This window comes from Dyadobacter sp. HNCC25DJ184, from assembly GCF_056895215.1.
The window spans coordinates 458,505-471,922 of record NZ_JBXHAQ010000002.1; the positions used below are offsets into that span (position 1 = coordinate 458,505).

At 44.9% G+C, this 13,418-nt stretch carries 8 protein-coding genes; 2 read left to right on the top strand and 6 right to left on the bottom strand.

Going from position 1 to position 13,418, the window contains the following annotated elements; translation table 11 throughout:
- Window positions 1-12: 12 nt before the first annotated feature.
- Together AC1XUD_RS04815 and AC1XUD_RS04820 are read left to right on the top strand one after the other, a co-directional pair.
- A complete protein-coding gene (locus AC1XUD_RS04815) occupies window positions 13-2,256 on the top strand; it encodes a glycosyltransferase family 4 protein (RefSeq protein ID WP_483359828.1) in 2,244 nt (747 codons plus the stop codon).
- Window positions 2,253-3,263 (top strand): glycosyltransferase family 4 protein, encoded by a 1,011-nt coding sequence (locus tag AC1XUD_RS04820; RefSeq protein WP_483359829.1) that lies wholly within the window; start codon window positions 2,253-2,255, stop codon window positions 3,261-3,263. Before AC1XUD_RS04815 ends, AC1XUD_RS04820 begins: the two co-directional genes overlap by 4 nt.
- Here AC1XUD_RS04820 and AC1XUD_RS04825 read toward each other — a convergent pair.
- The 6 genes from AC1XUD_RS04825 to AC1XUD_RS04850 all read right to left on the bottom strand — a co-directional run bounded on the left by AC1XUD_RS04825 (window position 3,252) and on the right by AC1XUD_RS04850 (window position 13,393).
- Window positions 3,252-4,733, bottom strand: a complete 1,482-nt coding sequence (locus AC1XUD_RS04825; RefSeq protein WP_483359830.1) for a glycoside hydrolase family 130 protein — start codon at window positions 4,731-4,733, stop codon at window positions 3,252-3,254. The genes AC1XUD_RS04820 and AC1XUD_RS04825 overlap by 12 nt on opposite strands.
- Before the next feature lie 127 nt (window positions 4,734-4,860).
- Window positions 4,861-5,169, bottom strand: a complete 309-nt coding sequence (locus AC1XUD_RS04830; RefSeq protein ID WP_483359831.1) for a hypothetical protein — start codon at window positions 5,167-5,169, stop codon at window positions 4,861-4,863.
- Between the two features lie 5 nt (window positions 5,170-5,174).
- On the bottom strand, window positions 5,175-5,432 hold the full coding sequence (locus AC1XUD_RS04835; RefSeq protein WP_483359832.1) for a hypothetical protein: 258 nt from the start codon (window positions 5,430-5,432) through the stop codon (window positions 5,175-5,177).
- A 568-nt stretch (window positions 5,433-6,000) separates the two neighbouring features.
- Window positions 6,001-6,378, bottom strand: coding sequence for a hypothetical protein (locus AC1XUD_RS04840; protein ID WP_483359833.1), 378 nt, complete (start codon window positions 6,376-6,378; stop codon window positions 6,001-6,003).
- Between the two features lie 136 nt (window positions 6,379-6,514).
- The gene (locus AC1XUD_RS04845; RefSeq protein WP_483359834.1) at window positions 6,515-9,832 is read right to left on the bottom strand and encodes a glycosyl hydrolase; all 3,318 of its coding nucleotides are present in this window, start codon (window positions 9,830-9,832) and stop codon (window positions 6,515-6,517) included.
- Window positions 9,833-9,970: 138 nt separating this feature from the next.
- Window positions 9,971-13,393 (bottom strand): ThuA domain-containing protein, encoded by a 3,423-nt coding sequence (locus AC1XUD_RS04850; RefSeq protein WP_483359899.1) that lies wholly within the window; start codon window positions 13,391-13,393, stop codon window positions 9,971-9,973.
- Window positions 13,394-13,418: the final 25 nt, after the last annotated feature.

The following is a 13,418-nucleotide window of genomic DNA, read 5'->3' on the forward strand; positions in this document are numbered from 1 at the left end:
CTCCACACTAATATGAAAATTTCGTTTATAGGGACATTCCCACCCCGGGAATGTGGAATTGGGACATTTACCAAAAACCTTTTCGACTCAATGATCGGAACGTCAACCACCGAAGAACCAGTCAATGGTTTTGTGGTCGCAATTGACGACAACGATCAGGATTACGACTACCCAAAGGAAGTGAAAATGAGCATTCGCCAGGAGGAACAGGCTGATTACCTCGAGGCTGCCAACTTTATCAATATCAGTGGGGCCGATGTGTGCGTCCTCGAACATGAGTTCGGGATTTTCGGGGGACAAAACGGGATATACATTCTTCCGCTGCTGTACAGGTTGAAGATCCCTTTGATTGTCACTTTGCATACGGTTCTAAAAAATCCTTCGTACAATGAGCGCGCGGTTCTTGTTGAAATTTGCAAGATCGCGCAGTCGATTGTAGTGATGAGCCAGACTGCCGTTAATATGCTGATTGAGGAATATAGCGTTGCTCAGGAAAAAATCGTCGAGATCGCCCATGGAGTCCCTGATCTGCAATTTGACCAACATCTGGTGAAAAAGGAATTTAAACTTGCGTCAAAACATGTTTTGCTGACATTCGGATTTATCGGAAGAAACAAGGGTATCGAAACTGTTTTGAAGGCACTCCCGGCCGTTGTCGCCAAGTATCCGCAGCTGGTGTATATTGTTCTTGGAAAAACGCACCCAAACGTGATCAGACACTCCGGTGAAGAATATCGGTTTTTTCTTCTGGGACTTGTCAAGAAACTGCACATCGAAAAACATGTCATTTTTCTCAACGAATTTATAGATCAATCCGAGCTTTTCAAGTATCTGTCGGCGTCTGATATCTATATCACGCCATATACCAACGAAGCCCAGATTACCAGCGGGACTTTGTCATATGCAATTGGAGCTGGCTCGGCGGTGATATCCACTCCCTACTGGCACGCGGCCGAATTACTGGCTGATGGTCGCGGGAGGCTATTTCCGTTCAACGACTCGCAGGCTTTAAGCGATATTTTCCTCGATCTGCTGGACCATCCGGACGAGCTGCGCGATTTGCGAAAAAATGCATATGAATATGGACGGGGTATCACCTGGCCGAAAATCGGAGGCAAATATGTAGATCTGGCCAGCCGCATTGTAGCAGAGCAGACCGATATGATGATCGGGAAGGAAATGATTCTTGATCTGCTGACATTGCCTCCATTCCTGCTCGACCATGTTCAGCGACTGACCGACGATACGGGAATTATTCAACACGCAAAATACGGGATACCCAATTTGAAGGAAGGTTACTGCCTGGATGACAATGCGAGGGCGCTCTTAATGGTGCTGATGACCTATAAACGAAACAAGCATCCGCTCGCTCTGAAATTGTCGCCCACTTATCTGAGCTATATCAACTATATGCAAAATGAGGACGGCGCATTCCGGAATTTTCTTAGTTTCAATCGTAATTTCCTCGATGAAGTCGGTTCTGAAGATTCATTTGGACGCACCATATGGGCATTGGGATATCTGTTAGGAAACGCACCAAATGATGCATATTATCAAACAGGCAGAGAGATTTTCTTTGATGCAGCCCCTAACTTTATCAAACTAAAATCGATCAGAAGTATCGCAAATACAATGGTGGGTATATGCCATTATTTAAAAAGCAATCCTTCGGATGAGGGTATGCTTGAGATATTGAGGCAAATGGCTGACCGGCTGATAAAAGATTACGAATTAAACCACACCGACGACTGGCACTGGTTTGAGTCACTTCTCGCTTACGACAATGCATTTTTACCGCTAGCACTTCTGCACGCCGCTGAGTTTTTGAACAATGAAAAGGTAAATCGAATTGGACTGGAAAGCATGAAATTCCTTTCTGAAATCACGCTGAGGAACGGATATCTGTCAATAGTAGGGAATGGAAAGTGGTATAAAAAAGACGGCGAAAACTCGATGTTTGCGCAACAACCACTGGATGCCCTTGCGATGGTTTTAATGCTACATCAGGCATTTCGGCTAACAAAAGACCAGTCCTATATCACACAACTATATATCTGTTTTATGTGGTTTCTGGGCGAAAATGATCTCCGGATCAGCCTTTATGACTTTGAAACAAAGGGCTGTTGCGACGGGTTGGAAAGTTACGGCATAAACCGTAATCAGGGAGCGGAGAGTACCTTAGCATATCTGATCTCCTATCTCAGTGTGCTGGAAGCATTCGAAGAAGTGTCGAAACTGGAAAGCACGGCGGTTTGAAAATCGCCATTCTTTCCTCCATCGCCTGGCGAACACCACCCCGTCAATATGGACCGTGGGAACAAGTTGCATCGTATTTGACAGAAGGTTTGCATGCGAAGGGTATTGACGTGACATTATTTGCCACTTCAGACTCTGTGACAAACGCCAGATTGGACGCAACTTGCGCGGTTCCGTATGCTGAAGACGAACGGGTAGACCCAAAAGTGGTTGAGTGTCTGCATATAAGCAATGTTATGGAAAAAGCATCGCAGTTTGATTTAATTCATAACCATTTTGATTTTCTGCCGCTCACCTATTCCAGACTCATTAAAACGCCGATCTTGACCACCATACATGGTTTTTCATCACCCAAAATACTAGACGTTTACAAAAAGTACAATCGCCATACCAGTTACGTTTCCATCAGTAATTCGGATCGGAGTTCAGATCTGGATTATATAGCGACTGTCTACAACGGAATCGACGGTGATCAGTTTGAGTATATCCCTTCACCGTCAGAGTTTCTTCTTTTTTTCGGAAGGATTCATCCCGACAAAGGGACGAGCGAGGCGATTCAGATTGCGTTGCAAACGGGGCGAAAATTAATGATTGCAGGGTTGATACAGGATCAAGGGTATTTTGAACAGGAAGTGAAGCCGTATATCGATAATCAACAGATTGTCTATTGTGGAAATGTTGGACCTGCGGAGCGAAAAAAACTGTTGGGGTTCGCGTTTGCGATGCTTCATCCGATAAAATTTGAAGAGCCGTTTGGGCTTAGTGTCGCGGAATCCATGTTCTGCGGCACGCCGGTTATTGCTTTCAAAAGAGGCTCAATGTCTGAACTGATCGTTGACGGAAGAACTGGATTTTTAGTAAATACTGTCGAAGAAGCTATAGATGCTGTCTATCGAATCCAACAAATCCAAAGATCTGACTGTGTGAAATGGGCGGAATCTATGTTTTCGAAAAGCAAAATGGTCGAAGGGTATCTTTCTCTATATAAGCAAATATTAGGTAAGTAAGGTATCAGGTTGAGTAAGCTCTTGCAATAACTCCATCAGATCAACGACCGCGTATGTCGAAGCATAATCGGAAACCGCATATGGTATGATGAGACTGCCATTATGTATCAGTGCGCCGCAGGAATATACCACATTCGGCACATACCCTTCGCGCTCCGTTCGGGTGGGAATCAACAATGGCTCACGAAGACGTCCGATCTCGATATGGGGATTATCCAACTCAAAAAGTGATGCACTGAGTACGTATTCACGCATGGGACCGACTCCATGAGTTAGTACGAGCCAGCCTGCTTCTGTTTCCAACGGAGAGCCACAGTTACCCATCTGTACAAATTCCCAGGGAAATTTGGGTGACTGAATCATCGTGGCGGTGCGCCAGACATTGATATTTTCGGAAAAAGCGATATAATTATTGACCCCGTCGATGCGGCATAACATGGCAAATTTGCCATTGATTTTCTTTGGGAAAAGCGCCATTCCTTTGTTTTGGGCTATTTCGCCATGAACAGGCAATACTTTGAAATGATAGAAATCTTTCGTTACCAATATCTTCGGCAAGATTGAAACGCCGTCATAGGCTGTATATGTGGCATAATAGGTCGCCTCGTTGTTTTCTCCGGTGAATTTGACAAACCTGGCGTCCTCAATTCCTCTTTTTTCAGTATCCGCGATCGGAAATATAACACGTTCAGAAATGACTGTATCGAGCGAAAAGTCCATTTCATAATGCGACGAGGCAACCCACATAATTTCCTTTAGAAACAGATGACTAGCCTGGTCTATCTCAATCGTTTTCGTAGTCTCGTCGACATACCTTTTTAGCTCCTCGTAGGTAAAAGTCTCCGTTAGTTTCTCTTCAATAACAGGGTAAGCGTTGTTTTCCAAATTCTGCATTTCACCCAATTTGGCCAAAAACGATTTCTTTTTATAGACGTGATTGCGGACATGCTCAGGCGCGTCGAGCATACGTCCGGGCGGTTCAACCATGATCAGGTTATTCTGGTCTATAATGGCTGATCGGAAAACAATTGACGAGATATGCCCTTCACCCGTGGCACGGAAGCTCAGTATAATCCGTTTTTCACCATATCCAACGCGCGACTGGTCAGGGTCTTCAACTATTGAAGGATTGAAAAATGCAGCAGCCTCTATCGAGTATTCCATCGTGAAGTATGCCCCGATCAACATCTTTGAGGTCGCCCCCAACGCATGAGTGTCTATGCCCATATCGCGCATCAATGCGGCCCGTTTCTGAAAATGTCTTTCAAATATCTTCAGGATACTCCGGTGCCGTTTCGCATATTTCCGGAATACATTGCTCAGCTCCTGTTGTTGTTCCTTTTCTGACAAATCAAGTATCAGCGAAATCAATTGTTTGCTTCTCTCATCACCATTATTCAGAAAACGGGCGATGACGCGACTTGAATCGGGTTGGAAAGTAATATCCTTACGTGTAACCTTGACTGACATTTTCTATTTTCCGACAAGATGAGCTATTAATCCGATATATGATCAATAGCACTTGTTTATCTTTTACTTCCCGGATATTTATCTATATATAACCCTCATTATCAACCTCATGTAATTAAAAAATACTTTACCTGAAAAAACTCCCAACCGAAATCATCAGAAGCAATGGTTCTTCCCGCGAAGATCCCGCGCTTACATTAAACGCAAACTGTTCCCGAAAAGGCGTGATATAAAAACCTCCTCCATAACCTTTGTGACAGTATTTCGCATCGTTAATTTCACCGTCGGCCCACACCTGTCCAATATCGTAGAACGCGCGAATACCTATTTTGAGAGGAATAAAAGTATTTTTTGTTTGGGTAATCTGATACCTGAGTTCGGTGTTTAAGAAAGCCTTTGAATTTCCGGTAAAGCGGTTTCGTTTATATCCTCTCAAGTCATTTAGCTGGCCGAGTGAAAAAGCTTGTAAAACGGCAGCTGCCCGAATGCGTGACCACCGCCGAGTCTCAAACCAAAAGTCAATGGATTTTTGTTATAAGACGTCGTCACATGCTGAGAAATCAATCCAAACAGCTCTTTCGGATCTTTCATATCAGCAGTGTTACCAGTGAGTACCACTTGAATTCCAGACGAAAAGGCACTGGGAACAGCAAGGCAAAAAGCAATAGACATCAACATCCTTGTAATACAAATTTTCATAGTAACAGGTTTTTGGCACCGAATGATCAAGGGAAAGTAAGCCAAAACAGCATGGACTTAAATTCATATTGTATGTCGCGAAACCAGTCGGTACGATCACGAACATAGACAAACGGTACGCAATACACGCGCCGCTTTCACAATTTCAAAACAAGACTGATTTTGATTTATGTAAAGTTAATAACTGCAATTATTTTACAAAACTGATAAAGGTAGGATATACCTTTTAAATCGGAGGAAAACGAAGAAGTTTGCACGGTTGGAGGCAAGAAAGGAATATATACAACTGGAAATACGGATCTTATTCTGTTATAACACGAATTCAGATCTGGCGCATGTGACTTCTCCCCGTGGCGTTCCGATGAGGTTTATTTCCCATTTTCCTGCAAAGAAATCTGCTGGTGCCCTGCCTTGCGAAAAGCCGTAAAAAGCGACTCCCGCTAAAGTACCACCAAGAATACAATTTTTTTTATATCCGCTTGGATAGGATTCAAAGATTTCACGTCTTGGCAATACGCAAAAAAAAAGCGGCTGACTTTTTCAAATCAGCCGCTTTTTCAACCTAATCCTATTCTTTGATTCTTACAGCGGTTGCGTCAAACATATCCAGAAGAGAGCCTTTCAAATTATCATCGTCCACTTTCTGCAACCACACATTGATATCCATTCCCTGAGCCGTAAAGTACAGGATGAGTTTACCGTCCTTTTCCTCCACGTTGGTAAGAGGCAGTGCCTCAGGCATTTGACCAGACGGATCCTTAAGTTCACCGGTCAGTTTGCCGTCTTTTCTTACTAATTCAGTTACTAATTTTGAATCACCATTTGGCGTACCAAGAAATGTAATTGCCCATTTTCCTGCATATGCGTCAGTCGGAGCCGTTTGAGAAAAACCTGCAAACGCTACGCCCAGGATCATAATAAATGCAAAGAGTGTTGTTTTTTTCATATTGGTAAATTTGGAGCTATCAGTTTTCAGCTTCTAGCGGTTGGAAATTGGATTTAAATTGTTTTTGTTGCCTGGTTATTGAGCTTTACTATTATTGTTGTTTCAATACTGTTTTGCTATAGTAAATGTGAACTGATTATTTCTTCGCTGTTACCGTCAATGGCGTGCTGCTAAGCAAGCTCACCGGACCAATTAACCCTGACGGCAACAAGGCCGCATCTGCACGATAAAATGGCAATGTGGTGAAAGTGATCTTATTCGACACACCCGGTTGTGCATCTCCGATCAGGCGGTTTACCCATAAGTTTGTGACACTGATCTGAACTATATTGCTTCCTTCTTTCAGCGCCTCGGTAATATCTATTCTAAATGGTTTTTTCCAAAGTGTACCAATGCTTTTTCCATTGACAGTCACCTCTGCGATATTCTTCACATCGCCCAGGTCAAGTATATAGGAAGCATTTTTGGCAATGGATGGGACAGTAATTGTTTTGTTGTAAGAGGCAGTTCCTGAGAAATATTTAATACCCGGCTCAGTATTGTCTGTCAGTGACGCCAAGCCATTCAACGTGGTATTGAGAGGAGCACCGCGTCCCTCCTGAAAGGTCACATTCCATGCACCGTCGAGAACCGCAATTTTAGATTCTGTTTGCACAGGTCTGGTATAAGATGTTGCAGAAGCTTTATCACGAAAAACGATAAAATAAGCACCCCAGGATTCAAATTTAAGCGGTATGGTCGTTCTGCCGTTGCTGATTTGGTACGATACTTTTTCGGATTTACCAGTTTCCGGATTCCACAATTCAGGAACTTTTCCACTAATTCGGAGGCTTACAACCGCCTCGTTTGGATCCGCACTCCGGCTATCGAACCAATAAAGATCTTCGGACGCAGTTTGGCGATGAACGTATAATATCTTCGATTTTGAACCGGTTATATCCACGTCTCTTTGGATATTCATTGCCGTCAATACATCCAGGACAGAACCTGTTGACACATTCTCGTTGCTCCAAATCTGATCTGCCAAAGTCTTAAATTCAGCTTCGTTGTCGCTCATACTTGGTGATTTCAGTGGCCTCGGCCCTACAACTTTCATTCCCGCTTTCACTAATTCTCCGAGTTTTTTCAAGACAGGAAGCGTCATGTTCTGCGCAGTGGAGTCGAGCGCCAGCAACCGGTAAGTCTGACCACTTGAAGTTACAATTTTACCACCCTCAACTTTCAGCGCATTCTTGATCACCGATGCATTAGCAAAGTCGTATTCATATCCGGGGAACGACGGCAGTTTCTCCGCAAATGCCTGCGTGATATTGCTGTTTTCGCCATAATAATATAGCACGTCAATCACAGGCTTGCCTTGCTGTAAAAGGTAACAACTGCGTCCGAGATATCCCGTCCAGGCCTTTGCCTGTTCTGCCCATGTTTCCTGACGGGTGAAATATTGTCCGAACGGTCCGAGTGAAAATCCAGGTTTTTTGTCGTCCAATGGTTGATGAACAGAAGTATGCACCACAAAGCGGTTCAAGCCAGATGCCATTTCCAAATCGGCAGTACGTTTCAGCTTTTCGGGGTGCCAGCTGAATGCGTTACCAATTGAGGTCATTGATTCAGCCGCGACCAGATTTTGGCCATAAATATGCGCCACTGATGCTGCCTCACGAATATCCGCCTCGCTCCTTACCTCTTCATCGGATCCGCCAGCCAAACTGCCCGGCGTCCACATTGCCGACATAGGTATATCGGCTTTTGTTTTCACATCCATCCCATCAGCCAGGTATATGCGGCCATTTTCATGTGATTCTGTATATCGCTTCATGCCTCTCGCATGCACCGCATCGCCGATGGCATCATAGTGATTTTCAACGATCATTTCACCGATTGTCTTGCGGTAATCCCAAAGGAATTTCTCGCTTGCTTCTGCACTTTTCACAACCCGGCCCGTCAATACCGGAATCCATGGTTTCAGATCATATCCGCGACGTTTTAAAAACTCATCCGGCATCGCCCTGGTCCAGGTCATATGCCCCGCCTCGTAACTGTCAAGTACAAGATAACCCAGCCCTTTTGCACCCATTTGGCCTCCAGTGGCGTCTTTGTACATATCCAGATAGGTCTCAATATATTTTTTCACAGCAGCTTTATCCAATTTGTCGACTTCCAAACCGGTGGCTTCTGGCGACGCGGGATGGTTTTTCCGGCCAGTTCCTGAATATCCGAATCTCAATATGGCCCAGTTACCTGCCGGTGGTGTCCAGTTCAGTGTGCCGTCGGCGCTCATTTTCGAAGTCAAATCAATCACATCCTGAGTTAAAACGGCATCAGCATCACTTTTAACTAAAGAGTGGGTGCTTTCTTTCCAAGGACTGAAACCAGCCTTCTCTTCAAATAAATCTATCCTGTCGGTGTTAAATAAAACGATTTCCGCCACTTGCACCCCCTCCGGTTTTCCGGGAGCCGCACTTCCTCCAAACATAGCTGCAAACGGATTTCCCTGAGGCTCCAGCGTTTTAAAGGTGAATCTGAAATATTTGGCAGTCGTAGGCACAATACTCATGGTATTCTCTGGAACCGTACTTCCTTTTATCGTCACTACATCGCGGAAATTCACTCCGTCATCGCTCACTTTCAGCATACGATTATCGGGAGAGCCCCGGAACTCTGCCAGCGCGCCTCCACTACTTGCTCCCACAATAGTGAAAGCCTTCACAGTCTGCGGGCTGTCGAACTCATATTGAATCCACATATCCTGCCCTACCTCCTGTGCTGGAAGCAAACTGGATTTGGCCAGGTCGCCGTCAGTCAAACCGGCGAGCGTAAATGTTCCGCCGCTCGACGTTATTTTTGGATTCAAACTACTGATCGGCTTTTCATTGGCGGGCAACTTGTATGCAATTACAAGTGCGTCAGCATAGTAAGGAGCCACAGGTGTAACCGGACCACTAAGCCCACCTCCTGTTGCTATCGGAATATTCTGAAAAGCACCTGCAACATCTGAAGGGGCTGCCAGTTTTTCAGAAAATGCCTGTCCACCCACAACTCGGGTTTCGCTCCAGACATATTTTTTCATCGCATCAGCCGGGGTTACCCATGGCCCGCCCGTTACGCTCCATCCGGGAGAGCCCGCAATCGCCATTTCCAGTTGCAGTTTCTCAGCCAGTTCGGTGGTATGCTTAAAGGCATCCTTCCATTCCGGAGTCATAAACACCAGTTTTTTCGGAGTAACCTCAGGCGTTAGCAGACTGGCGTCGAAGTTTTGAAAACCGCCAATTCCTACCCTTTTCATCCATTCGAGATCCTTGGTGATCCCTTCTTTCGTGATATTGCCGTTCATCCAATGCCACCAAACGCGGGGCTTTGCAGAATTCGGTGGCGACTGGAAGCCCTGCCGCAGGTCAGAATTTTGGGCAAATGCCATGGCAGGGAGCATCAACGCCAGGATAGTGAGTTTCTTCATCGGAATTGAGTATCTCTAAAATTGACAATAACAAATCTTTATTTACTACCCAAAGGTGCTTCCAATGGTGAAATACTATCCTGACGCACCGTCGCTGATGCTACAAGCTTAAACTTTTATATCTCACTGAAAATGAAACTACTGTGCATCCTGAGTTAACACAAATTCTGTTCCGACAACCACCATCAGCGACCGGTCCTCTCCTTTCGGATTTAAGAAAACCAGATATACATCATGCGGCTTGTTATCCAGATTTGAGGGCAGCTTGATCGGTACAGAAAGTGCCGTCGGTTTGAAGTCAAATTTGTCGGATGGTTCCAGGAATACCGACTCACCAATCAGTGGTCCTTTGGGACTATCCAAACGCAATTCCACTTTACCTCCGGTAGCGTTTAGTTGAGGTATTGGCGCCATGGCTAACACGCTCAACTCTGCAACATGGTGTAAATCAACCTGTTTTAATTCCGCATATGCACCTGATTTTGAAGGGATCATCAGATTCATATTGTTATATGCCATCTTGTTGACGTCCTGATAGTTGTCAAATCCGTGAACATCCACTTTTGCATTTCTCAAAACCAAAGTTTGCTCGGAGCGCAACGGAGGTAAGGCATCAGCACCTTTGTCTTCATATGCAGCTCTCACGATATATACCCCTTTGCCTTTGTCGGCAGTTGGCAATTTTGCAGTATATGCACCTTTGATCGGCAGCGACTTTTCTCCTTTTTTTACATTGTTCAAATTAAAGATATACTTCACCATTTCCGACGCATCGGTTGCTGACAATTGCGGGTGTCCAGCCATCGGCGTTTCGCCCCATACCCCGCTACCACCTGCAATGACCTTTTTCACCAGTTGTTCTACTGCCTTATCGTTACCCTTATATTTCGCCGCTATTTCCCGATATGCAGGCCCGATCGATTTTTTATCGATACTATGACAAGCCTTGCAATCACTCGCTTCAATCAATTTCTTTCCATTTGCAAAAAGTGCATTAGCGTCCGCAGAACGATGTCCCTGAGCAATCGCCACTTTATCAAACCCTTCGGCCAGATAATCTACATTTACCGCAACCTGCTCTGCATCAATACCTTTACCCAAAACACCATCTTCTTTATCGCTCACCTTCACGTCATAGTTGAAAGGCTTGTTCGCAACATAGAATGACTTGTTATTGCCCGGCATATCCAGTGATAAAACCGGCGCTTCGTTCCCAACCGTGATTTCCATGGCTTGTGTACTGATACCTCCTTTTGCGTCGTTTACGGTCAAAAGTACCTGATACACACCTTTTTTAGTAAGCGTCAAGTTCACATCTGAGCCGCTGATGGTCTGGTTGAAACCATTTTTAGATGATATTTTCCATGCATATTTAAGTGCATCACCGTCCGCATCAACGGTTCCTTTTGCGGTAAGTTTCACAGCAAGTGGTGCCGAGCCTCCCATTTTATTAGCAGATGCCATCACCTGTGGCTTTCTGTTGCCTGCATTATATTCAATACGAATCAGACGGGCATCGTCATTGGCCGAAAACCAACCAGAACCGTACTCGAGCATATACAGATCGCCATTCTCTGCAAACTCCATATCCATTGGATTACTGAATTTGTAACTCGGCATAAAGCGCTCCATTGACATCAGATTCCCTTCTTTATCCATCGTCACTGCCATAATCCAGCCACGCATCCAGTCGTATGTCAGGAGTTTTCCATCATAATATTTTGGAAAGGATGCGCTTGCTTTTTGGAAGTCATCCGAATAAAATACCGGGCCTGCCATCGCGTTTCTGCCACCACTGCCTACCAATGGGAATTCCGTAGAAAGACCATATGGGTACCAAATAAATGCTTTTTGAGCTGGCGGAAGCACTTTTATTCCTGTATTGTTCGGAGAGGTATTAGTTGGTGCAGCAGCATCCCATTTTTCCAGGGATTTTTTTGCTGCAAAATCATACTTAAAATAGGCTTTATTATCCGCTACAAAATGCGGCCATCCGAAATTGCCTGCTTTCCGAGCCTGGCCTACTTCGTCATGACCGGCAGGGCCACGGGTTGAATCAGGTTTGGCAGCATCCGGACCAACCTCTCCCCAATATACGTAGCCTGTTCGCTGATCCACAGCTATTCGGAATGGATTTCGGTGACCCATCGTATAAATTTCCGGACGAGTTTGAGGTGTGCCTTTCGGAAACAAGTTGCCATCAGGAATGGTATAAGTACCGTCGGCCATCGGCTTAATTCGAATAATCTTTCCTCTCAGATCATTCGAGTTCGCCGACGATTTCTGCGCATCCCATGCGCTTCTGCCTTCCTGCTCGTCGCTCGGGCTATATCCGTTGGAACCATGCGGATTGGTATTATCACCCGTCGACAAATACAAATTCCCCACTTTATCCCATGCGATGGAACCGCCTGTGTGACAGCATTCTTCGCGCTGAGTTGGTATTTCAAGCAATACTTTTCTGGAATCCATTACCAGCTCGTCGCCCTTCAACTCGAATCGGGCCAGTACATTTTTCGGCTCTTCCGGCACCGAATAGTATAGGTATATCCAATGATTCTGAGCAAAATTCGGGTCTTTGTTCAAGCCCAGGAGTCCATCCTCACCCATCGATTCTTTACCTTCCTTATTTTTGTATTTGATACTGACTGGAAGTTTGGCAATGGTTTTCAGTTCGTTGGTTTTAGTGTTGAAAAGTTTGATCTCTCCTTTGCGCTGAATAAACAAAATCCGTCCGTCGTTGAGAACGCTCAACTCCATCGGTTCATCCAGTTTTTCATATAATATTGTCTTTGTAAAACGATTTTCCTCTGGCCGGGATTTTGAGAAATCAAGCGGTTTGGGACTATCTCCACCAGCTGCATATTTGATACCTGCCCACAAATGGTTCAGGAAAAGCGGATCTGCAAATGTCTCGTTTGTATGTCCCATTGCAGTATAAAATGAGCGGCCACCGTCAAATTCCTGATACCAGCTCATGGGGTGAAAATCGGGATTTTTGCCGCCGATATAGCTCTTTTCGTCAATTTTCAGGACAACATTAATCTTCGGCGAGATATTCTTGAAGCTGTAAAATTCATCTTTAATCTCAAACTCATCGGGCATACCCTGTGTAGCAAAATTGTTTTTTTCTGTCACGATAAACTTTCCGTTCTGCACATTGCTCGGCGTCATCGGGTGGTCCAAAAACCAGGCACCGGCCAGTTTTCCGTACCACGGCCATTCATATTCAGTGTCCGTCGCGGCATGGATTCCTATATATCCCCCACCCGCCTGAATATATCTTTCAAAAGCGTTTTGCTGTTCATTGTTCAGCACGTCACCCGTGGTATTCAGGAACACAACCGCATTGAATTTTTTAAGATTTTTCTCATCAAAATCGCCCGCGTCCTCAGTAAAACTGGCTGTTGCACCTTTTTCCTTGGCCAATTTTGTGAGTGCCGTTTTCCCAGCCGCGATGGATTCATGCCTGAATGCTGCTGTCTTGCTAAAAACAAGGATGTTGATCGGAGAGGTTTGTGCATAAGACAGAAAGGTCATCTGCCATAACCCAATGATCATGAAACAGATAATAAACGATTTTACT

Coding starts and splice junctions, on each gene's coding strand:
- AC1XUD_RS04815 (WP_483359828.1), top strand. CDS start 13: ATGAAAATTTCGTTTATAGGGACATTCCCACCCCGGGAATGTGGAATT.
- AC1XUD_RS04825 (WP_483359830.1), bottom strand. CDS start 4,733: ATGTCAGTCAAGGTTACACGTAAGGATATTACTTTCCAACCCGATTCA.
- AC1XUD_RS04835 (WP_483359832.1), bottom strand. CDS start 5,432: ATGAAAATTTGTATTACAAGGATGTTGATGTCTATTGCTTTTTGCCTT.
- AC1XUD_RS04840 (WP_483359833.1), bottom strand. CDS start 6,378: ATGAAAAAAACAACACTCTTTGCATTTATTATGATCCTGGGCGTAGCG.
- AC1XUD_RS04845 (WP_483359834.1), bottom strand. CDS start 9,832: ATGAAGAAACTCACTATCCTGGCGTTGATGCTCCCTGCCATGGCATTT.
- AC1XUD_RS04850 (WP_483359899.1), bottom strand. CDS start 13,393: ATGATCATTGGGTTATGGCAGATGACCTTTCTGTCTTATGCACAAACC.